The following is a 20,553-nucleotide window of genomic DNA, read 5'->3' on the forward strand; positions in this document are numbered from 1 at the left end:
GCTTTTGCCGCGGCGGGAGGCGCCATCTCTCTATCGCCTCCCTCGCCCTTGTGGCGAGGGCCCATGCCAGCGACCGCTCAGACCTTTGCCATGCCGCCAAGGTCTGAGCGGCGGAACGATGGATCCTGGGCACGAGGCCCAGGAAGGCGGCTTTGCGAATATCGATCCGGTCCAGGATCACCCCAACCTGAAGGCGTCGTCCGTAGGAAATTGGCGATAACCTCCAAGGTGGAGGGAGCCTCCAACGCCTTCACCGCCCCTTGAAGGCCGCCGGGCGCTTTTGCAGGAAGGCCGAGACGCCTTCGATGAAGTCCTCGGTCTTGCCGGCGGCGCGCTGGGCCTGGCGTTCGGCTTGGAGCTGGCCGATCCAGTCGCTCTCCAGGCTGTCCCAGACCAGCCGGCGGATCGCGCCCAGCGAGGCCGGCCCTTCGGCCAGGGTACGCGCCAGTTCCAGGGCGGTCGGCAACAGCTCGGCGTCGGGGACGCAGCGGTTGACCAGGCCCCAGTCCAGGGCCTTGGCGGCCGGGATCTTGTCGCCCAGCAGCATCATCTCCATCGCCCGGGCCTTGCCCACCAGGCGCGGCAGCAGCCAGGTCGAGCCGCCGTCGGGCACCAGGCCGATGCGGCGGAAGGCCTGCAGGAAATAGGCGCTCTCGGCGGCCACCACGATGTCGCCCAGCAGGGCCAGGGAGCAGCCGATGCCGGCGGCTGGGCCGTTGACGGCGGTGACGATCGGCAGCGGGAAGTCGCGCAGCAGCGTCACCAGCGGATTGTAGACGCTCTCCAGGGCCGCGCCGGCGTCGGGCTTGCCGTCGGCGTCCATCGGCCGGCCGGCGGTGGCCCCCGCCGAAAGGTTGGCGCCCGAGCAGAAGCCGCGCCCTTCGCCGGTGAGGACGACCGCGCGCGCCTCGACCTGGCCAGCGGCGATGGCGCCGAAAGCGTGGGCCAGTTCGCGAGCGACCTCGGGGCTGGCGGCGTTGAGCGTGGCGGGGTCGGAAAGGGTGACGACGGCCACGCCGCCTTCGGTTTCCAGCCGGATCTTCTCGTAGGCCATCACATCCTCCGGGCGTCTTCTCGCGCCTGGCGGCAAGCTAGGCGCGGCTGCCCCGGGGTAACGCAAGCGTTGGATGGCTCAAAAGGAAAGAGCCCGCCGATCCTGAGATCGACGGGCTCCGGACGCGGTTCTCTGGAGAAGAACGCGTGTTCGGTAGAGCGTGGCAGCCGAAAGTGTGAGCGGCTTCGGCGCCTGCCACGCTCCAAGGATGTCAGGCGGCGTTGGCCGATTCCTGCTGGGTTTCGGCGGCGGTGACGCGGTTGCGGCCGCTGCGCTTGGAGGCGTAGAGCGCGGTGTCGGCGCGTTCCATGACCGAGTGGGCGGTCTCGCCCGCGCGGCGCTCGGCGAAACCGGACGACAGGGTGATGGCGCCCAGGTCCTCGTTGGTCGAGCGACGCTTGAGCATGCGCGAGGAAACCTCGACGCGGATCTCTTCCAGCGTGGCGTTGACCACGGCGGCGGCTTCGCCCGGGAAGATCATCGCGAATTCCTCGCCGCCGTAGCGGGCGGCGAAGCGGGGCAGGGCGGCCACGCGGCCGATGACGCTGGCGACGTAGCGGATGACCTGGTCGCCGGTCTGGTGGCCCCAGGTATCGTTGAAGCCCTTGAAGTGGTCGATGTCGAGCACGGCCAGGCAGATGGCCGAACCGGCCTCGTCGGCCTCGGCGCAGGCGCGCTCCAGCTCTTCGTCGAAGGCCTTGCGGTTGGCCAGATTGGTCAGGCCGTCGGTCGTGGCGTCGCGGCGCACCTGCTCCAGGTGCTCGCGCAGACGATCGACCTCGGCGGTGGACTCGGCCAGGCGGTTTTCCAGCGCCTTGTTTTCCTTGGCGACCTGCCGGGTGGCGGCGGCCAGGCTGGTGACCACGGCCTTGATGCCTTCGACGGCGGTCGGGCCGTCGAGGTCCTTGGAGACCCCGGCCAGGGTCTTGCCGAAGGCGGCGTTGGTCTTCTGGGCGTTCTGGATGGCCTTCGAAACCGATTCCAGCTCCTTGGAGAGCAGGTCGCCGGCGTCGCGGATCTGTTCGTTGAGGCGAGCCTTGGGAAGATAGGCGGCGGCCAGCTCTTCGCTCAGCATCTCGGTGATGGGCTCGCCCATCGAGATCAGGCGGGTGATCTCGCGGGCCAGGGCGCCGTCCGGATCAGCGACATAATGGGTCCAGAGCTCGAAGTTCAGCGCGGTCGGCCAGATCTGATGGCGTTCCATCAGGTCCAGGGCCCGACGGGCGATCTTGTAGGCTTCAGGGCCGCGCAGCGTGGTCTCGACGTCCGACATCTTTCATTCCCCCGTCCGACCCCAGATTCTCCGTGGCCGATCGCTTGCGCGCCAAACATAAGCGCAAGAGTTCAAACGAGCGGTTAAGGCGCGGCGAGCGCGCTTGCGCCGGTCACAACTTCAACGCATCCTGAACATTGATAAGATGAGCCGAGAGGCCGTTTTCGGGAGAGACGCCGCATGAACGCCCCCGCCAACATCGGTCCGGAGGCCATCCGGGCCGGCCTGGAGACGGTGCTGCAGAAGCAGAAAGCCGCCCATCTGCGCGACGGCGCGCCCTCGGCCGGACGCCGCATCGACTGGCTGAACCGCTGCATCGGCCTGCTGGTCGATCACCAGGACGACATCGCCAAAGCCGTCAGCGACGATTTCGGCGTCCGCTCCAAGGACGCCACGGCCCTGACCGACGTCGCCGGCTCCATCGGCCCGCTGAAGTTCGCCCGCGACCATCTGCGCCAATGGATGAAGACCGAGAAGCGACGCACGACGCCGGCGCTGCTGGGCGTGTTCGGCGCCAAGGCCGAGGTGCGCTGGCAGCCCAAGGGCGTGGTCGGGGTGATCAGCCCGTGGAACTTCCCGATCAACCTGACCTTCGCGCCGCTGGCCGGGGTGCTGTCGGCCGGCAACCGGGCGATGATCAAGCCGTCGGAGTTCACGCCGGCGACCTCGGAGCTGATGAAGGCGATGTTCGCCAAGGTCTTCGACGAGGAGGAGATCGCGGTCGTCACCGGCGGTCCGGAGGTGGGGCAGGCGTTCTCAGGCCTGGCCTTCGACCACCTGCTGTTCACCGGGGCGACCTCGGTGGCGCGCCACGTGATGCGGGCGGCGGCCGAGAACCTGGTGCCGGTCACGCTGGAACTGGGCGGCAAGAGCCCGGTGATCCTGTCGCGCGGCGCCGACCTGGAGACCGCCGCGGCCCGGGTGATGGCCGGCAAGACGCTGAACGCCGGCCAGATCTGCCTGGCGCCCGACTACGTGCTGGCCCCGGCCGAGGACGTCGACCGCTTCGTCGAGGCGGCCAAGGCGGCCGTTGCGAAGAGCTTCCCGACCCTGAAGGACAATCCCGACTACACGGCCCTGGTCGCCCAGCGCCACTACGACCGGGTGAAGGGCTATGTCGACGACGCCCGGGCGAAGGGCGCAAGGGTGGTCGAGCTCAATCCGGCCGGCGAGGACTTCGCCCAGCAGGAGCATCGCAAGATCCCGCCGACCCTGATCCTGGATCCCACCGACGACATGACGGTGATGCAGGACGAGATCTTCGGCCCGCTGCTGCCGGTGAAGGCCTATGACCGCGTCGAGGACGCCATCGGCTACGTCAACGCCCATGCCCGTCCGCTGGCTCTCTATTGGTTCGGAACCGATGACGCCGAGCGCGAGACGGTGCTGAACGGCACTACCAGCGGCGGCGTCACCGTCAACGACGTGATCTTCCACGTCGCCCAGGAGGACCTGCCGTTCGGCGGCGTCGGCCCGGCCGGCACGGGCGCCTATCACGGCCACGACGGCTTCCGCGAGTTCAGTCACCGCAAGGCGGTGTTCCACCAGCTGAAGAAGGACATCGGCCCGATGCTGGCGCTGCGTCCGCCTTACGGGGCGGCGATCCGGAAGTATCTGGCGGGGCAGATCAAGCGGTAGCCGCCTGCGGCGACCCCCTCAGTCGGCTTTGCCGACAGCTCCCCCAGTGGGGGAGCATCTGGCGCGGTGCAGATCCTCCCCCTCTGGGGGAGGTGGCCCGAAGGGCCGGAGGGGGAGCGCCGAAGGCGCGCGTCACCGCCCCTCGGTCCACAGGTCCAGCGGCTGCTTGGCCTCGTGGCGGATTACCGCGAAATAGCCGGCGACGGCCAGCACGACGCCCGTGATCAGTCCGCCGAAGAAGCCCGCCGGGGTGGCGAACCACAGGGTCAGGGTGGTGATGGCGACCGCCAGGGCGACGACGCACCAGCGGATCAGCACGCTGAAGGCGTGGTAGGTGCGTTCGTGGGTCAGCAGGTCGGCGTCTGATTGGGACGGCGTGAAATTGGCCATGGCGGTTCCTCCGGGCTTTTTGCTCGTTCTTGGCAAACGCGCGGAACCGTCGAGGAAACAAAGAAAAGCCGGCGGCTCCGTGGAGCACGCCGGCCACTCTACGCCCGAATGGGCGGTTCGTCAGTCCTCGACCTTGGCCAGGCGGGGCGGAGCCCGCAGCAGGAAGGCGGGGATGTCGTTGCCGAAGCCGACCACGCGACGGTCGTCGTCGTCGTCGCGGGCGCGGACCGGCTGGACGCCGCGCACCGGCATCGGCGGACGCTCGCGCGAAGTGCGCGGCGACTGGGCGGCTTCCTCGACAGGGGCGGCCTCGACCACGGCGGCGGGGGCGCGCTCACGCTCACGGGTGCGTTCGCGGCGCGGCTTGCGCTCGCGTTCGGGACGCTCCGACCGTTCGGGGCGCTCGGCGACGGGCGCTTCCGGAGCGGTCTCGACGGCGACGGCCTCGACCACTTCGGTCTCGGCCGGAGCCTCGCTGCGTTCGCGACGCCCGCGGCCGCTGCGTTCACCACGCTCGGGGCGCTCGCCACGGCCCGGGCGCTCGCTGCGCCCACGGCTCCCGCGGCCGCCTTCGCGCGGAACGGTGACCGCGTTGCTGTAGTCCAGATCGAGCACTTCCTCGTCCGGGGTCGAGCCGATCAGCTTGACGACCTTGTCGAAGCCCTTGTCGTCGGACGGAGTGACCAGCATGTAGGTGATACCGGTGCGGCCGGCCCGACCGGTGCGGCCGATCCGGTGCACATAGTCGTCGGCGTGGTGCGGGACGTCGTAGTTGAAGACGTGGCTGACGGCCGGGATGTCCAGGCCGCGGGCGGCGACGTCGGAGGCCACCAGGATCTTCAGCGCGCCCGAGCGGAAGTCCGCCAGGGTCTTCATGCGCTGGCTCTGGTCGAGGTCGCCGTGGATGGCGGCGGCGTCGAAGCCGTGCACCTTCAGCGACTTGGCGACGATGTCGACCTCGGTCTTGCGGTTGCAGAAGACGATGCCGGTCTCGATGCCGGCCTTTTCGATCAGCGCCCGCAGCGCCAGGCGCTTGGCCTTGGGATCGGAGGAGGGAACCTTGACCAGCAGCTGGGTGATGTTGGCGTTGGTCGTGGCCGGCTTGGCGACCTCGATCCGCACCGGATCCTTCAGGAACTGCTTGGTGAGGCGGGTGATTTCCGGCGGCATGGTCGCCGAGAAGAACAGGGTCTGCTTCTTCGGCGGCGTCATCTTGAAGATGCGCTCGATGTCCGGGATGAAGCCCATGTCGAGCATGCGGTCGGCTTCGTCGACGACGAGGAACTGCACGCCGGTCATCAGCAGCTTGCCGCGCTCGAAATGGTCGAGCAGGCGGCCCGGAGTGGCGATCAGCACGTCGACGCCGCGATCGAGCTTCTTTTCCTGGTCGCCGAACGAGACGCCGCCGATCAGCAGCGCCCACGAGAGCTTGGTGCCCTTGGCGTACTTCTCGAAGCTGGAGGCGACCTGGTCGGCCAGCTCGCGGGTCGGGGCGATGACCAGGGCGCGCGGCATGCGGGCCTTGGCGCGGCCCGACTGCAGCTTGTCGATCAGCGGCAGGGTGAAGGCGGCGGTCTTGCCGGTGCCGGTCTGGGCGATGCCCAGGACGTCCTGACCGGCGAGGGCGACCGGGATCGCCTGGGCCTGGATCGGCGTGGCGGTCGTGTAGCCGGTGTCGGCGACCGCTTGAAGGGTCGTGGGCGAGAGCCCGAGATCGGAGAATTCTGTCATTTCACGCTGGTCTGAACTCGGAGCCGCCCGTGCTTGGGCGAGCGGGCGGCGCGGATTCGCCAGACCTGCTCCGAAGGTGGGGATAAATAGGCGCAATCGCCGCAAAGTCAATCTTCGCGGGGCCTGTGCGGCCTCAGGTGGGCCGCCGTGCGCCGAAGCGCAAGAGCAAGGGGGAAAGAGCAGGTTCGAGAGTGAGCGCCGCCCCAGTCCTTCCCCCGAAGGACGGGACCAGGACACGAGAGCCGTCCGTGAAGTCCTGGCGGGGCGGCGCTCCGATCGGCGCCGCCAAAGGGGAGGAAGACGGCGCTGAGAAATCACTACTGGATTAGTATGGATTAGAGCGCGTCAGTTTTTCTAAGGGGGCTTTCAGCCGTGCGGCTCAGTGATGCGCGTGTTGATCAGCGTTTTTCTTGCGGGTCGTCGCAGCTTTCCTGGCGGAAGCCGAACGATCGGAGCCGCCACGGCCGGCCGAGGCCTCGCCGCCTTTCTTGCTTCCCTTGGGGGCCGCCGGATGGCTCGCCTCCTGGCCGCCGCGAGGCATGGCGGCCTCCTCCTGCTCGCCGAGGAAGACCCGCGGTTCGGAAGACGGTTCGAACTTCAGCAGCAGGAAACGGGCCATGGCGGACTCCCGGGGGTGAAGGCGACGACGGATTATGAACGCTCGACGACGGTCTTGAGATTGAACAGACCCGTCTCGAAATCGCGGCCGATCAACTTGTCCATGTTGAACACCAGGCCCATCAGCCGCGAGACGAACGGCGCGGGTCCCGACATCGACCAGGTCACGCGGGTGACGTCGCCTTCCGGAACGGCGGTGAAGAGGGCGGTGTTGCTGGCCTTGAAGGGCTTTTCGAAGTCGAGCGCGATGCGGACCTGGCGGCCGGTGGCCTCGTCGATGCGCATGCGGCCGGTCCCGGCCTTTTTGCCGGCCCAGGCATAGGTCGCGCCGACGCCGCGTTCGGCGCCGCCGTAGTTGCGCGAAAGGTCGGCGTCGAGGGTCTCGTAGGGCGACCAGCCGCGCCAGGCCTTGAAGTCGGAGACCTGGGCCAGCACGGCCTCGGGCGGGGCGCTGACCAGGATCGAGCGCTCGACGCGGAAGGTCGGCGGACGCAGGGCGGCGGCGATCAGCAGGCCAACCAGACCCAGAACGACCACGGCGGCGATGATCTTCAGCATCGGAAACTCCCTTGAAGGCGAGGCCCTTTCCGGGCCGTTCGCGACGAGGACGTTCGAACCGTCAGGCTTCCGACACTCGCCCGCGATTTTTCTCGGGGTCGGCCGCAAGCAGATCGAGCTGCTGACGGATGTATACGGCCTCGGCCGCGTCGCCGGCCAGGGCGATGGCGCGACCGAAGGCCTCGCGGGCCTTGTCGGCGCGTCCCAACTGCTGGTTCAGCGCGCCGCGCAGGCCGTGGAAGTGGAAATAACCGGCAAGCCGCTCCTCCAGCGGGGCGATCATCGCCAGGGCCGCCTCCGGACCAGCGACCTTGGAGACGGCCACCGCACGGTTGAGGGTGACGACGGGCGAGGGGGTCATGCGCTCCAGCACCGCGTACAGCAGGTCGATCTGGGCCCAGTCGGTGTCCTCGGGCCGCTCGGCGCGGGCGTGCAGGGCGGCGATGGCGGCCTGGGCCTGATAGGGGCCGGGATCGCGGCGCAGCATGGCCTGGTCGAGCAGGGCCAGGCCCTCGTCGATCATCGCGCGGTTCCAGAGCGACCGGTCCTGGTTCTCGAGCAGCACCACCAGGCCGTCGGCGTCGAGCCGGGCGGGCGAGCGGGCGTGCTGCAACAGCATCAGCGCCGTCAGGCCCATGACCTCGGCCTCGTCCGGGAACAGGGCCAGCAGCAGGCGCGACAGGCGGATGGCCTCGTCGCACAGGGGGCGCCGGGCGTCGGCCTCGGCGCCGCCGGCCGAATAGCCCTCGTTGAACACCAGATAGACCATGGCCATGACCACCAACAGCCGCGCGGCGCGCTCTGTCAGGCTGGGCGCCTCGAAAGGCAGGTCGCCCTTTGCGATGCGGGCCTTGGCGCGGGTGATCCGCTGCTCCATCGCCGCCTCGCCGACCAGGAAGGCGCGGGCGATCTGGCGCACCGACAGGCCCGAGACGATACGCAAGGCCAGGGCGATCTGCTGTGTGGCCGGCAGGTCCGGATGGCAGCAGACGAACAGCAGCCGCAGGATGTCGTCGCGCCAGTCGGCGCCGTCGATCCGCTCGGCCGCGGCCGCCTCGGCGTCGTCGAGGCCCGCCTGGAGGTCTGTCAGCACCTCGTCGGAGGGCAGGGCGGTCTGGCGACCCCGGCGGCGGGCGGCGTCGACGCCGCTGTTGCGGCCGACCAGGATCAGCCAGGCGGTCGGGTCGCGTGGCGGGCCCTTCTCCGGCCAGGACTTCAGGGCGCGAAGGCAGGCGTCCTGATAGGCTTCTTCCGCCGTGTCGAGGTCGCGGAAATAGCGCAGCAGGGCGGCCATGGCCCGTGGGCGGGCCGAGACGAGGGCGGCGTCGATCCAGTCGGGATCGGTCATCATTGAACTCCACGACGCCGGCCGGACCAGCGACCCTCTGCTCCCAAAACAGATGCGCGGCCCGATGTGTCGGCGTCGTCCCGTATCTGATAGCAGAGAATGGCGTCAGGCATCCCGGTGTCTCCGGCGGCCGCGGCGCCGCTGGCCAAGGACGTGGGCCGGCCCGCCCTCCCGACATCGCCGACACGAAAAAAGCCGCCGGGGCGAACCCGGCGGCTTCTTCGACTGGATCAGGCGGGAGGCGTCCGCCTCCCTGAGATCAGTGCTTCGGATCAGAACGCGTACTTCAAGGCGACCGTGTAGTTGCGCGGCGCGCCGTAGCGGTATTGGCTGAAATAGCTGATCTGGCTGTAGTAGGTCTCGTCGAACAGGTTATCGACGTTGGCCTGCACCGATAGGTTGTCGTTGATCTCGTAGCGAGCCATCAGGTTTACCAAGGCGAAAGCCTCCTGCTCGATCCGGGCCGAGCCGGTGACCGAGTAGATGGTGTCGCGCCAGTTGACGCCGCCGCCGACGGTCAGGCCGTCAAGCGCGCCGTTGAATTCGTAGGTCGTGAACAGCGAGAAGCTCTTGCGCGGCTGGTCGGTGTTGACCTTGGCGCCGCTCGAGTCCTCGACCTCGAACTGGGCGTAGTTGGCGCTGACCTTCCAGTTGGGGGTGACGCGGCCCAGCAGTTCCAGCTCGAAGCCAGTGCTCTCGGCGCCGTCGGCCGGCGCATAGGCCTGCTCGGTCGGGTTGCCGATCACGAACTGGCCGGTCGCCTGGCCCACGCCGTCCTGCTGGATCTTGAAGACGGCGATGGTCGATTGCAGCACGTCGCCGAAGAACGCGCTCTTGAGGCCCAGCTCATAGGCCTTGCCGGTGACCGGATCGAGCACCGTGCCGTTGACGTCGCGCAGGTTCTGCGGCTGGAAGATTTCCGTGTAGCTGCCGTAGAGGCGGTGCGTCGGGGTCAGGTCGTAGAGCACGCCGACATAAGGGATGACGACGTTGTCCGACGAGTAGTTCTCTTGCGTGCCGCCGTTCAGGCCGCTGCGCTTCCAGGCCGAGATCCGCGCCCCGCCGACCACCTTCAGGGCGTCGGTGACGTTGAGGCGGGTGGCGGCGAAGAAGCCGCTCTGCTCGGTCTCATTGTCGGTGTACTGGGTGGGCGTCGTAGCGAAGGTCGGCTGCGGGAAGTTGCCGTCCCAGCTGTAGATGCTGGTCGCCGGCAGGAAGGCGTTGGCCCCGCCGGCCTGGTAGTAGACCACGTCCGACTTCTGGACACTGCGCAGGGCGCCGACGGTGAAGTCATGCTCGCGGCCGAACAGCGAGTAGTCGCCGTGCAGCTGGATGTCGAAGCTGTCCTGGGTGGTCTCGCCCTTGCTCTTGTAGGGCCAGGTGGCCAGACCGACGCCCGTAGTGCGGTCGATTGTGCCGTAGAGATAGAGCAGTTGGGAGTCCTGCTCGTTGATCATGCGGTTGTAGTTGAACGAGACCTTCCAGCCGTTCGCGAAGCTGTGCGTCAGGTTGGCGAAGTAGTTGGTGTTGGTCGTGTCCCAGTACGACCAGTTGGCGGCCGTGTTGGTCGAGATCGGCAGGTTCGTGCGCGTGCCGTCGGTGTAGAAGCTCGGCAGCGAGCCCCAGAACGCCGCGTTCGGCGTGGTGACCTGCTGGCTGGCGCCGACGCGCAGCAGGGTGGTGTCGGTCAGGTCGGCCTCGACCACGCCGTAGAGCACGTGCTTCTCGGTGGTTTGGCGGTCGAAATAGGTGTCGCCCTGCTCATACTTGGCCACGAAGCGGCCGCGGATCGCGCCGTCCTTGATCGCGCCCGAGAGGTCGGTCTCGAGACGGCGGCGGTCCCAGCTGCTGAGCGAGCCGGTGACCGAACCCTTGAACTCGCGGGAGTCGGCGTGCTTGCGCACCAGGTTGATCGAGGCCGAGGGATCGCCGGCGCCGGTCAGCAGGCCGGTGGCGCCGCGCACGATCTCGATGCGCTCGTAGATCGACACGTCGGCGACGGTCTCGCCGCTATCGCCGGCTAGGCTCCACGACAGCGGCACGCCGTCGATCTGGTAGTTCTTGATCTCGAAGCCGCGGGCGTTGAACACGTTGCGCACGTCGTCGACCTCGACCATCGAGACGCCGGCGGTGTTGCGCACGACATCGGCGATCGTCGACAGGTTCTGGTCGAGGATGCGCTGGGCGGTGATCACCGTGACCGACTGCGGCGTCTCGCGCAGGGTCAGGCCCAGGCCCGTCGCCGTGTCGACACGGCTGTTGACGGTATAGGCGCCGGTGACGACCACGCCCTCGACGTCGGTGGTGTCGATCGTCGTCTGGGCGAGCGCGGGAGCCGCGAGCGCCAGGAAAGCGCCGCTCGCCAGCAGCGTGGTCTTCAGGAACATGGGGCCACCCCTTGGTTGCGCCGCTTGCGATCACGCAAAGGGAGGCGGCGCTAAATAATCCGGACGCCGACGGTGTCGGCTTCCGGCAGGCTATAGCGAGGGGAGGCTACGATTGCAAATCACTCGCAATTGTATTTCCAAATATCTCAAGGGTAGCTGATCAGGCTGGCGTTGACGTGGTCCAGGCCGCGCCTGTCCACGAAGCGCCGGCGATGGTGGTGGTGTCGGGAGCCGGCAAGGGACGCCGTATCGTCGCCGCCTCGGTCGTGCGGCGCCCCTTGCTTTCGTGCGCCCCCCGTGGCGTCGAGGTCCGTGTTGCAGGACCCTCGGCGCCGGCGCTCGCGCCCGGCGATCAACCGGGCCGCCATTAGTTGCCGCGCACACGCTTGCGGAGCAATGTGAGCCCCGTCGCAAGATATGATGACGCCGACTCGCGCGGGCTCTGCGATTCCTTGCCGGGCTTGGACTTCATCGAGGTCGAGCCTGGATTTCACCGGGGCGGAAGAGGGGGATGGGAATGGGCGCCGAGGCGACGCCGCAGACGCCGCAGAACCCGCGGAACCCTCCGGCGCTGCAGGTGGTCCTGGTGGAGGACGACGCCGCGTTCCAGGAGGCCTTCCGCAAGGCCCTGGCCGACGCGCCGGACCTGGCGGTCTCCAGCGTGGCGACCACGGTGGCGCAGGCCCGCGCCATGCTGGCCGGATCGCCGGCCGACGTGCTGGTGGTGGATCTGGGCCTGCCGGACGGTTCGGGCATCGACGTGATCCGCGAGGCCCACGGCCGCTGGCCCGGCTGCGCGATCATGGTGGCGACCACCTTCGCCGATGAGCACCACGTCATCGCCTCGATCGAGGCCGGGGCCAGCGGCTATCTGCTCAAGGACAGCCCGCTGCCGGCCATCGCCCAGGACATCCGCGTGCTGCACGGCGGCGGCAGCCCGATCAGCCCGCGCATCGCCCGTCAGGTGCTGATGCGCTTTCGCCCCGACGAACAGCGGGGCGAACGTCCGGCCGAGCAGGAGGCGGCGGTCGACAAGGGCGCGGTCCCCAGCCTGTCGGAGCGCGAGAAGGAGACGTTGCAGCTGATCACGCGCGGCTTTTCGTTCGACGAGATCGCCGAGCTGATGGGCATATCGCGCAACACCGTCCTGACCTTTGTGCGTCGCATCTACACCAAGCTGGAGGTCCGCTCGAAGACCGAGGCGGTGTTCGAGGCCCGCGCCCATGGCCTCCTTTAGACGCGCGATCCTGTCGACGCGCTGGGCTCCGCTGATCGCATTGGCGGCTACTGTGCTGGTGGCTCTCGGTCTCGCCGTGGCCGTGCAGGCGAGGGCGGGGGGCGAGCGGATCGTCACCGCGCGGCTGAGTTCGGCCGAGACGCTCGGCTACCAGCCGCCGCCGCCCGGCAGCCAGGCTCCCAGGGGCGCGGTCGTGGTGACCCTGCCGCATGCGCCCCGGCCGACCTGGCTGCCCACCGCCGACGCCGCGCCGCAGCGCATCGCCACCCAGGTCACCTGGTACGCTCTGGCTGTTCCGCCGCTGCCCGACGACGGCCGCCAGCTCTATCTCTACATCCCGCGCTGGAAGTCCGACGGCACGCTGGCGATCTACGCCGACGGCCGGCTGGTGGAGCAGTCGCACGCCAACCTGCAATGGAACGGCTCCAACCAGCCGCTCTGGATCGCCCTGCCGCGCACCACCGCCTCGCATCCGCCGCGCACCCTCGATGTTCGCCTGCAGCACGTGCGCGGGATCGGCGGGGCGTTCTCGTCAGTCTGGATCGGGACCTATCGCGAACTGGCGCCACGCTATTACCTGCGGGCGTTCTTCCAGGTGCAGCTGCCGGCCTTCTCGGCGGCGGCGTTCCTGGCCACGGGCGTCTTCGCGCTGTTCGTCTGGTTCAGCCGGCGCGGCGAGCCGATCTACCTGCTGTTCTTTGCGATGTCGGCGGTGTGCTTCCTGCGCATGCTGCACACCTTCGTGGGCGTGCACCCGCTGGTGGTCTCCGACGCCTGGTTCGGCTGGATCACGGTCAATTCGCCCTATTGGATGATCGTGGTGCTGCACCTGTTCGCCGGCGAACTGCAGGGGACGCGCCAGCCGCGCCTGACCCTGGCGATCGTCGCCAACGGCGGCGCCTGGACGATCGCGACCCTGCCGGGCCTGCTGGACGCCACCCTGATCTCGGCGCTGATCTACATCAACATGCTGGCGCTGGGCCTCGCCGTCGCCGCCAACTGGCTGCGCCAGGTGCGGCGGGCGGGCCTCAGCTTCGCCACGCTGCTGGCGGTCTGGTGCCTGGTGACCGTGGCCTCTGGCCTCTACGACTGGTCGCTGCAGCAGAACCTGGTGGACATCGAGAGCGTGTTCCTGACCAACTTCGCCGGCGTCGGGTTCACCCTGATCTTCTGGTACGTGATGTTCAGCCGCTACACCGAGGCGCTGGAAACGGCGACCACGTCCAAGGCCGATCTGGCGCGGCGGCTGGCCCGGCGCGAGGCCGAGCTGACCGCCAGCCACGCCAGGCTGCGCGAGGTCGAGCACCGCGAACTGCTGCACCAGGAACGCCAGCGGCTGATGCAGGACATGCACGACGGCCTGGGCTCGACCCTGGTCGGGGCGCTGCGGGCTTTCGAAAGCGACCGCGCCCCCGACCTCGACACCGTCGGCATACTGCGCGGCTGCATCGACGACCTGAAGCTGACCATCGACTCCATGGAGCCGGTCGAGACCGACCTGCTGCTGCTCTTGGCCACCCTGCGGTTCCGCCTCCAGCCGCGGCTGGAGGCCAGCGGCGTCAGGTTGAGCTGGAGCGCCGGCGAGGTGCCGCCGCTGGAATGGCTGGACCAGCGCCACGCCCTGCACATCCTGCGCATCCTGCAGGAGGCCTTCGCCAACATCCTCAAGCACGCCGGGGCGGGCGAGGTGGCGGTGTCGGTGATCGCCGCCGACGGGCGCGTCGAGATCCGGGTGCGTGACGACGGCCGGGGCTTCGATCCGGCGACGCCGTCGATGGGGCGGGGTCTGGCCAACCAGCAGCGGCGCGCCGAGGCGATCGGCGGCGCGATCGTCTGGGAGCCGCATCCGCGCGGCGCGTGCCTGGTGCTGGTGGTGCCGGTCGAGAAAGCTGGTTAGCTGGGATCGGGGCCGATGTGAGGGGCGAAAACCTCGTCCTTCGACAAGCTCAGGATGAGGTTTTTCTTCCGCAGAGCTCACAATGGTCCTCATCCTGAGCCTGTCGAAGGACGAGGACCACGCGCTGAGCCGTCAGAGCAGCGCGCCGGCCTCGCGGCAGAGTTCCAGCAGCCAGCCGTTGGGCGAGTCCGGGGCGTCGCTGGCCCGCGTCACCGCGCCGAACGGCGTCGGCGGCGGCGCGTCGGGCGGCTCGATCATCACCACCTTGCCGCGCTCGGCGGCGGTCTGGGCGAGGCGCCGGGGCAGGATGCAGATCATGTCCGACCGGCTGACCATGTTCAGGGCGCTGAACGAGTCCTGCACCGAGAACGACGGATTGGGGCTTTCGCCCAGGGCGTAGCGCTCGCCCCAGGAGGTGACCCTGCGCAGGCCCAGATGGCCCGCCGAGGTGCGGTCGGGGTCGTCGTTGCCGCCGGTCACGCCCAGGCGCGGCAGGCGGGCCAGGGCCGCGTGGTTCAGTCCGTTGGCGACGGCCGGATGGCCGACCCGCGCGACCCAGACGCCGCTCTCGTCGAACAGCCGGGTGTGGGTGAAGCGGCCGGGCACGGCCTCGAAACAGCCGATGACCATGTCGAGCCGGCCGGTGTCGAGGTCCTCGGTCATGCCGGCGTAGAGGTTGCGGAAGTGGACCTGGACGTTGGGCGCTACCGCCATCACCCGCTCGGCGATCAGCGGACCCAGCACGTAGGTGATGTAGGTGCCGGCCGCGACGTTGAAGGCGTGCTGGTCGACGGACGGGTCGAAGCGCGGGGCCAGGACCGCCGTCTCCAGCAGCTTCAGGGCCGTGCGGGCGGTCTCGGCGATCTCCAGCGCGCGGGGCGTGGGGCGCAGGCCGGTCTGGCCGCGCACGAAGAGGTCGTCGCCGACCATCTCGCGCAGGCGGCGCAGGGCGTGGCTCACGGCCGACTGCGAAAGCCCCAGGCGCTCACCGGCGCGGGTGGCGTTCTTCTCCTCCAGCAGGGTGACGAACACCCGGAAGAGATTGAGGTCGGCGGTTCTGAAATTCACGGCGTTCATGGCTGTCGTGAAGAGATATCATTTCACTCATGACCGGTGGAGTCCTATTTGCCCGGCCAAGGTTCGCGATCGAACGGACCTGGCGATTCCCGAAAACTCGAAGAGACGTGGAGCAGCGCGTGAGCGACGCTGAAGGTTATGACGCCATCGCCGAAGCCGAGGCCGATGCGGCCCGCAAGCGGCAGGGCAAGGTGCAAGGCAGGACGCTGGGCCAAAAGCTTCGCCTGCCGCTGATGGTCGGCGTTCCGCTGGTCGTGCTGGCGGGGGTCGGCGTCGTCGTGCTGACCGGCGGCAAGTCCGAGACCACCGACAACGCCTATATCCAGTCCAGCCGCACGGCCATCAGCGCCAGCATCGACGGCCGGGTGATCGGCATCGAGGTCGGCGAGAACCAGCCCGTGAAGAAGGGCCAGGTCCTGTTCCGCCTCGATCCTGCCGACTACCAGGTCGCGGTGTCGGAAGCCGAGGCGGCCCTGGCCCAGGCCCGCTACGACGTCCAGGCCCGCCGCGCCGTCTACGGCCAGCGGCTGGCCGACATGGCCGCCGCCGAGGAGATCGCCGTCTACGCCAGGCGCGAGGCCGCCCGCCAGCGCGACCTGGCCGCCGCCGGCGTCGCCACCCAGGCCCAGGCCGACGAGGCCCGCCACGCCGCCGACCAGGCCCAGCGCCAGATCGGCGTGGTCCGCCAGCAGATCGCCACGGCCCTGGCCGACCTGGGCGGCTCGCCCGACGCCCCGACCGAGCGCCAGCCCAAGGTGCTGGAAGCCCAGGCCCGCCTCGAGCGCGCCAGGCTCGACCGCTCCTACGCCGCCGTGGTCGCCCCCGCCGACGGCGTGGTGGCCAAGGTCGAGCAGCTGCAGGTCGGCGCCCGCGTCACCGCCTCGCAGCCGGTGTTCTGGCTGATCTCGGGCAAGCCCTGGGTCGAGGCCAACTTCAAGGAAGACCAGCTGGCCCACATGCGCGTCGGCCAGCCGGCCAGCATCAAGGTCGACGCCTACGACCATCCGCTGAAGGCCCACGTGGCCAGCTTCAGCCCCGGCACCGGCTCCAGCTTCGCCCTGCTGCCGGCAGAGAACGCCAGCGGCAATTGGGTCAAGGTGGTGCAGCGCGTGCCTGTGCGCCTGATCCTCGACGAGGCCGTTCCGGGCAACCTGGGCGCGGGCCTCAGCGCCAAGGCGACGGTGGACGTCCGCTCGGGCCGCCAGGGATGAACGCCGCGCGGGCCCTTTCCGGCCACGATCGCGACGTCGCCAACCGAGGACCCATCACCGTCTCGGTGATGCTGGCGACGATCATGATCTCGCTGGACACGACGATCGCCAACGTCGCCCTGCCGCACATCCAGGGCAGCGTCTCGGCCTCGGCCGACCAGATCACCTGGGTGCTGACCTCCTACATCGTGGCCGCCACGATCATGACGCCGCTGACCGGCTTCATGACCGAGCGCCTGGGCCGCAAGATGGTGCTGAACGTCTGCATCGTCGGCTTCACCATCGCCTCGATGCTGTGCGGCGTGGCCAACAGCCTGGTCGAGATCGTGCTGTTCCGGCTGTTGCAGGGCCTGTTCGGCGCGGCGCTGATCCCGCTGTCGCAGGCGGTGCTGCTCGACATCAACCCGCCCGAGCGCCACGGCCAGGCCATGGCCGTGTGGGGCGCCGGCGCGGTGCTGGGGCCTATCCTGGGCCCGGCCCTGGGCGGCTGGCTGACGGACAATCTCGACTGGCGCTGGGTGTTCTTCATCAATCTGCCGGTCGGGGTGCTGGCCTTCTGCGGCGTGTTCTTCTTCCTGTCCGAGAAGAAGGGGACCGAGAAGAAGCGTTTCGACATCCTGGGCTTCGCCAGCCTGGCCATCGCCATCGGCGCCTTCCAGCTGATGCTGGATCGCGGGCCGGGCCAGGACTGGCTGGGCTCGGCCGAGATCTGGACCTACCTGATCGTCTGCGGGATCTCGCTGTGGGTGTTCGCCGTGCAGCTGGCGACGGCGGAAAAACCGTTCGTCTCGCGCGCCCTGCTGGCCGACGCCAACTTCCTGACCTGCTGCTTCTTCGGCTTCTTCATCGGCATACTGCTCTACAGCACCCTGGCCCTGCTGCCGCCGATGATGCAGACCCTGCTGGGCTATCCGGTGGCCTTCACGGGCCTGGTCTCCATGCCCCGGGGCCTGGGCTCCTTCATCGCCATGTTCGCCGTCGGCCAGCTGGTCGGGCGGATGAACATCAAGCTGATCCTGGCGATCGGCATGGCCGTCAGCGTCGTGTCGCTGTGGCAGATGAGCCATTTCAGCCTGGGCATGGACACCCACCTGATCATCATCTCCGGCTTCCTGTCGGGGGCGGGAACCGGCCTGATCTTCGTGCCGCTCAGCACCATCGCCTTCGCCACGGTGAAGCCGGAGCTGCGGGCCGAGGGCGCGGGCCTCTTCACCCTGGTGCGCAACATCGGCTCGGCGGCCGGCATCTCGATCATGCAGGCCCTGTTCGTCAGCGGCATCGAGAAGCACCACGCCGTGCTGGTCGAGCACGCCCGGCCCGACAATCCGCTCTACCAGGCCTACGCCAAGAGCGTGTTCCTGAGCCAGAACGCCATGGCGGCGTTCAACGGCGTCATCAACCGCCAGGCCTCGATGCTGGCCTATCTCGACGACTTCCGCCTGATGCTGGTCATCACCGTGGCCTGCTCACCGCTCATCCTGCTCATGCGAACCCCGAAAGCCAAAGGGGGCGAGACCGTTCATGTCGCCGACCACTAAGACCTCCCGCCTGGCCGCCCTCGCGGGCGTCGTCAGCCTCGCCGCGCTTGCATCGGCTTGCACCACTGTCGGCCCGAACTTCCAGGCGCCGCAGGCCCCGAAGACGGCCGGCTACCTGGCCAGGGACGAGGCCGCTCCGGCCGCCGCCACGCTGGACCAGGCCGGCCTCGGCCCCTGGTGGACCGCGCTTGGCTCGCCCGAGCTGGACGCGGTGATCCGCCAGGCCCTGGCCGACAACCCGACGCTGGTCGAGGCCGACGCCACCCTGGCCCAGGCGCGGTCGGCCCTGGCGGCCGTTCACGGCCAGGCCGGGCCGCAGGTCAGCGCCAACGCCGGGATCGACCGCGAACGCGCCAATCTGCAGGCCTTCGGCTTCACCAGCTTCGGCGACGTCACGCTCAGCAACCCGACCTTCAGCCTCTATTCGGTCGGCGCCGGGGTCGGTTACGACCTCGACCTCTGGGGCGGCCAGAAGCGCCGGATCGAGGGCGCGACGGCCCGGACCGAGGCGCAAGGCCGGCGCGCCGAGGCGGCCTATCTCAGCCTGACGGCCAATATCGCCTTGCAGGCGGCGACCATCGCTGCGCTCCAGGCCCAGATCGCCAGCGTCGAACAGATGATCGCCGACGACGAGGCCAACATCGTCCTGGTGCGCCGCGCCGACGCCCTGGGCGGGGCGACCCGCCAGGCCGGCGTCTCGGCCCAGGCCCAACTCGAGCAGGACCGCGCGCAGCTGCCGCCGCTGCAAGGCGAACTGGCGGCCGCCCGCCACGCCCTGGCCATGCTGGTCGGCAAGGCCCCGGCCGACTGGACGCCGCCGGCCTTCACGCTCGACACCCTGAAGCTGTCGGCCCCCGTGCCGGTCGTCCTGCCATCGGCCCTGGTGCGCAGGCGTCCGGACATCCTGGCCGCCGAGGCCGAACTGCACGCCGCCACCGCCGATATCGGCGTGGCGACGGCCGACCTCTATCCGAACCTCAAGCTCAGCGCCTCGCTGACCCAGGGCGCGCTGAAGCCGAAGGACATCTTCAGCTACGACGCCAGCGGCTGGGATGTGGGCGCGGGCCTGACCGCCCCGCTGTTTGACGGCGGAACGCTGAAGGCGCGGCGCGAGCAGGCGAGGGCGGCCGCCCGCGTCGCCTCGGCCCGCTACCAGCAGACGGTGCTGAGCGCCTTCGGCCAGGTGGCCGATGCGCTGGCGGCCCTGTCGGCCGACGAGGCGAGCCTGGCGGCGCAGGACCGCGTCGAGGTCCAGGCCAGCGAACGCCTGCGGCTGGCGCGCTTGGCCGTAGATCGCGGCGGCGGCACGATGCTGGAGGTGATCGACGCCCAGCGGGCGCTGAACGGGGCGCGGTCGGGACGGGCCCGCGCCGAAGGGCGCCGGCTGGCCGACGCGATCCGGCTGTTCGCCGCGACCGGCGCCGACTGGCGGCTCAGCCGGCCGTCTTGAGGATGTCGGCGATCCGCGCGGCGTCGGCCGCGTCGAGGTCCATGTAGAACGGCAGGCCCAGCGTCGATTGCGCCAGGCGCTCGGTGTTGGGCAGGTCGGTGCGCGGGCAGTCGGCGAAGGCGGGCGAGGCGTGGCAGCCGTCGCCCCACCATTGGCGGGTGTCGATCTGGGCGGCGCGCAGGGCGGCGGCCAGCCGCGGCGCGGCGCCGTCCGGCGTGCCGACCACGCAGACGCTGGTCGTCCAGTCGTGGCCCCAGCCCGGCTGGAAGCCCAGGTCGGACGAGAACAGGGCCTGCCGCAGGGTCTGGGCGGCGGTGAACCAGCGCAGCCGGTCGCCCGGCCAGGCGTCGAGCGCGGCCAGGCCCACCGCCGCGGCGTACTCGCTGATCTTGGCGTTGGTGGCGGCGTGCTGCGACAGGCGCGAGCCTTCGAAGCCGAAGCCCGTCAGGCGGCGCAGCCGGCTGGCCATGGCCGGGTCGTCGGTGACGACATAGCCGCCTTCGCCCATGCCCAGGACCTTGGTGGCGTGCAGGCTGACGACCGTCGGCAGGCGCGCGTCGCCGGCGGCGTCGAAGGCGGCGGCCGCGTCGAGGATCACCTTGACGCCGGTGCGGTCCTGGAAGGCCAGCCAGGCGGCGACGTCGGGCATGCGTCCGAACGGGGCGACGATGATCACGGCGCTGACCGGGCCGGGCGCGCGCGGCAGGGCCGCCTCCAGCGTCTCCGGGGTCAGCATCCAGCTGTCGTGGTCGGCGTCAAGGAACCAGGGCATCAGCCCGGCCTGCACGGCCGCGTGGGCGGTGGCCACGAACGTCCAGGACGGCATGGCGCACAGGGTTCCGGGCGTCGCGCCCAGCGCCTTGAGGACCAGGGTCAGGCCCTGGGTGGCGTTGCTGCAGGTGACGGCCAGGGCGCTGGGACCGAATCGATGGGCCAGGCGCTCTTCCAGTTCCTGCACCAGCGGACCGAAATTGGAGTACCAGCGGGCCGTGTCGATGCGGCGAAGATAGGGAAGGATCGCATCGGCCTGGGGCAGACGAGGCTTGGCGACCGCGATCGGCGTAATGATGTCGGCGCGCGGATTGCGGGCGGTCTTGGCCATTGAGAATCCCCGAATGCGGTACGTAGCCTGCGCGTCACATGGTT

General features: G+C 69.4%; 16 protein-coding genes. 6 read left to right on the top strand and 10 right to left on the bottom strand.

Translation table 11 applies throughout. From position 1 onward, the window contains the following. Window positions 1-250 precede the first annotated feature (250 nt). Both AC07N1_RS12145 and AC07N1_RS12150 read right to left on the bottom strand, forming a co-directional pair. Window positions 251-1,054 carry an enoyl-CoA hydratase/isomerase gene (locus AC07N1_RS12145; protein WP_494672053.1) on the bottom strand — a complete coding sequence of 268 codons (804 nt, stop codon included), beginning with the start codon at window positions 1,052-1,054 and terminating at the stop codon, window positions 251-253. A 211-nt stretch (window positions 1,055-1,265) separates the two neighbouring features. Continuing rightward, window positions 1,266-2,327: a GGDEF domain-containing protein gene (locus AC07N1_RS12150; protein ID WP_494672054.1), complete on the bottom strand. Its 1,062-nt coding sequence runs from the start codon at window positions 2,325-2,327 to the stop codon at window positions 1,266-1,268. A 180-nt stretch (window positions 2,328-2,507) separates the two neighbouring features. Here AC07N1_RS12150 and AC07N1_RS12155 point away from each other — a divergent pair, with 180 nt between their 5' ends. Continuing rightward, a complete protein-coding gene (locus AC07N1_RS12155) occupies window positions 2,508-3,965 on the top strand; it encodes a coniferyl aldehyde dehydrogenase (protein ID WP_494672055.1) in 1,458 nt (485 codons plus the stop codon). A 132-nt stretch (window positions 3,966-4,097) separates the two neighbouring features. Here the strand turns inward: AC07N1_RS12155 and AC07N1_RS12160 are convergent, their stop codons facing one another. The 6 genes from AC07N1_RS12160 to AC07N1_RS12185 all read right to left on the bottom strand — a co-directional run bounded on the left by AC07N1_RS12160 (window position 4,098) and on the right by AC07N1_RS12185 (window position 10,997). After that, window positions 4,098-4,355: a hypothetical protein gene (locus AC07N1_RS12160; RefSeq protein ID WP_487289380.1), complete on the bottom strand. Its 258-nt coding sequence runs from the start codon at window positions 4,353-4,355 to the stop codon at window positions 4,098-4,100. A gap of 120 nt (window positions 4,356-4,475) precedes the next feature. After that, the gene (locus AC07N1_RS12165; protein ID WP_494672056.1) at window positions 4,476-6,086 is read right to left on the bottom strand and encodes a DEAD/DEAH box helicase; all 1,611 of its coding nucleotides are present in this window, start codon (window positions 6,084-6,086) and stop codon (window positions 4,476-4,478) included. Window positions 6,087-6,465: 379 nt separating this feature from the next. Next, window positions 6,466-6,705, bottom strand: coding sequence for a hypothetical protein (locus AC07N1_RS12170; protein ID WP_494672057.1), 240 nt, complete (start codon window positions 6,703-6,705; stop codon window positions 6,466-6,468). A 32-nt stretch (window positions 6,706-6,737) separates the two neighbouring features. Then, on the bottom strand, window positions 6,738-7,262 hold the full coding sequence (locus AC07N1_RS12175; protein ID WP_494672058.1) for an SRPBCC family protein: 525 nt from the start codon (window positions 7,260-7,262) through the stop codon (window positions 6,738-6,740). A gap of 61 nt (window positions 7,263-7,323) precedes the next feature. Then, window positions 7,324-8,610 (bottom strand): RNA polymerase sigma factor, encoded by a 1,287-nt coding sequence (locus AC07N1_RS12180; protein ID WP_494672059.1) that lies wholly within the window; start codon window positions 8,608-8,610, stop codon window positions 7,324-7,326. Between the two features lie 272 nt (window positions 8,611-8,882). Then, on the bottom strand, window positions 8,883-10,997 hold the full coding sequence (locus AC07N1_RS12185; RefSeq protein WP_494672060.1) for a TonB-dependent siderophore receptor: 2,115 nt from the start codon (window positions 10,995-10,997) through the stop codon (window positions 8,883-8,885). Between the two features lie 511 nt (window positions 10,998-11,508). Between AC07N1_RS12185 and AC07N1_RS12190 the strand changes: the two genes are divergently transcribed. Further along, complete coding sequence (locus AC07N1_RS12190) at window positions 11,509-12,234, top strand: response regulator (RefSeq protein WP_494672061.1); 726 nt, start codon at window positions 11,509-11,511, stop codon at window positions 12,232-12,234. Then, entirely contained in the window at window positions 12,221-14,131 is a 1,911-nt protein-coding gene (locus AC07N1_RS12195) for a sensor histidine kinase (protein WP_494672062.1), read from the top strand. The genes AC07N1_RS12190 and AC07N1_RS12195 overlap by 14 nt, the downstream gene beginning before the upstream one ends. 132 nt (window positions 14,132-14,263) lie before the next feature. Here AC07N1_RS12195 and AC07N1_RS12200 read toward each other — a convergent pair whose 3' ends face one another. Beyond that, complete coding sequence (locus AC07N1_RS12200) at window positions 14,264-15,208, bottom strand: LysR family transcriptional regulator (RefSeq protein WP_494672063.1); 945 nt, start codon at window positions 15,206-15,208, stop codon at window positions 14,264-14,266. A 119-nt stretch (window positions 15,209-15,327) separates the two neighbouring features. On the opposite strand from AC07N1_RS12200, the gene AC07N1_RS12205 reads away from it, so the two are divergent. The 3 genes from AC07N1_RS12205 to AC07N1_RS12215 are packed head-to-tail and all read left to right on the top strand — an operon-like array spanning window position 15,328 to window position 19,407. Continuing rightward, a complete protein-coding gene (locus AC07N1_RS12205; RefSeq protein WP_494672064.1) occupies window positions 15,328-16,419 on the top strand; it encodes an HlyD family secretion protein in 1,092 nt (363 codons plus the stop codon). Beyond that, entirely contained in the window at window positions 16,416-17,957 is a 1,542-nt protein-coding gene (locus tag AC07N1_RS12210; RefSeq protein WP_494672065.1) for an MDR family MFS transporter, read from the top strand. The genes AC07N1_RS12205 and AC07N1_RS12210 overlap by 4 nt, the downstream gene beginning before the upstream one ends. Then, on the top strand, window positions 17,941-19,407 hold the full coding sequence (locus AC07N1_RS12215) for an efflux transporter outer membrane subunit (RefSeq protein WP_494672066.1): 1,467 nt from the start codon (window positions 17,941-17,943) through the stop codon (window positions 19,405-19,407). The genes AC07N1_RS12210 and AC07N1_RS12215 overlap by 17 nt, the downstream gene beginning before the upstream one ends. On the opposite strand, the gene AC07N1_RS12220 is transcribed toward AC07N1_RS12215, so the two are convergent. Beyond that, window positions 19,391-20,509, bottom strand: a complete 1,119-nt coding sequence (locus AC07N1_RS12220; protein WP_494672067.1) for a DegT/DnrJ/EryC1/StrS family aminotransferase — start codon at window positions 20,507-20,509, stop codon at window positions 19,391-19,393. The two genes, AC07N1_RS12215 and AC07N1_RS12220, sit on opposite strands and share 17 nt — an antisense overlap. Window positions 20,510-20,553: the final 44 nt, after the last annotated feature.

The organism is Caulobacter sp. GW821-FHT09B11 (assembly GCF_059418205.1).

Excerpts from the sequence above, each read along its gene's own strand:
- AC07N1_RS12185 (WP_494672060.1), bottom strand. The coding sequence starts at position 10,997 with ATGTTCCTGAAGACCACGCTGCTGGCGAGCGGCGCTTTCCTGGCGCTC.
- AC07N1_RS12175 (WP_494672058.1), bottom strand. The coding sequence starts at position 7,262 with ATGCTGAAGATCATCGCCGCCGTGGTCGTTCTGGGTCTGGTTGGCCTG.
- AC07N1_RS12215 (WP_494672066.1), top strand. The coding sequence starts at position 17,941 with ATGTCGCCGACCACTAAGACCTCCCGCCTGGCCGCCCTCGCGGGCGTC.
- AC07N1_RS12190 (WP_494672061.1), top strand. The coding sequence starts at position 11,509 with ATGGGAATGGGCGCCGAGGCGACGCCGCAGACGCCGCAGAACCCGCGG.
- AC07N1_RS12195 (WP_494672062.1), top strand. The coding sequence starts at position 12,221 with ATGGCCTCCTTTAGACGCGCGATCCTGTCGACGCGCTGGGCTCCGCTG.
- AC07N1_RS12220 (WP_494672067.1), bottom strand. The coding sequence starts at position 20,509 with ATGGCCAAGACCGCCCGCAATCCGCGCGCCGACATCATTACGCCGATC.
- AC07N1_RS12210 (WP_494672065.1), top strand. The coding sequence starts at position 16,416 with ATGAACGCCGCGCGGGCCCTTTCCGGCCACGATCGCGACGTCGCCAAC.
- AC07N1_RS12160 (WP_487289380.1), bottom strand. The coding sequence starts at position 4,355 with ATGGCCAATTTCACGCCGTCCCAATCAGACGCCGACCTGCTGACCCAC.
- AC07N1_RS12145 (WP_494672053.1), bottom strand. The coding sequence starts at position 1,054 with ATGGCCTACGAGAAGATCCGGCTGGAAACCGAAGGCGGCGTGGCCGTC.
- AC07N1_RS12150 (WP_494672054.1), bottom strand. The coding sequence starts at position 2,327 with ATGTCGGACGTCGAGACCACGCTGCGCGGCCCTGAAGCCTACAAGATC.
- AC07N1_RS12165 (WP_494672056.1), bottom strand. The coding sequence starts at position 6,086 with ATGACAGAATTCTCCGATCTCGGGCTCTCGCCCACGACCCTTCAAGCG.
- AC07N1_RS12170 (WP_494672057.1), bottom strand. The coding sequence starts at position 6,705 with ATGGCCCGTTTCCTGCTGCTGAAGTTCGAACCGTCTTCCGAACCGCGG.
- AC07N1_RS12200 (WP_494672063.1), bottom strand. The coding sequence starts at position 15,208 with ATGAACGCCGTGAATTTCAGAACCGCCGACCTCAATCTCTTCCGGGTG.
- AC07N1_RS12155 (WP_494672055.1), top strand. The coding sequence starts at position 2,508 with ATGAACGCCCCCGCCAACATCGGTCCGGAGGCCATCCGGGCCGGCCTG.
- AC07N1_RS12180 (WP_494672059.1), bottom strand. The coding sequence starts at position 8,610 with ATGACCGATCCCGACTGGATCGACGCCGCCCTCGTCTCGGCCCGCCCA.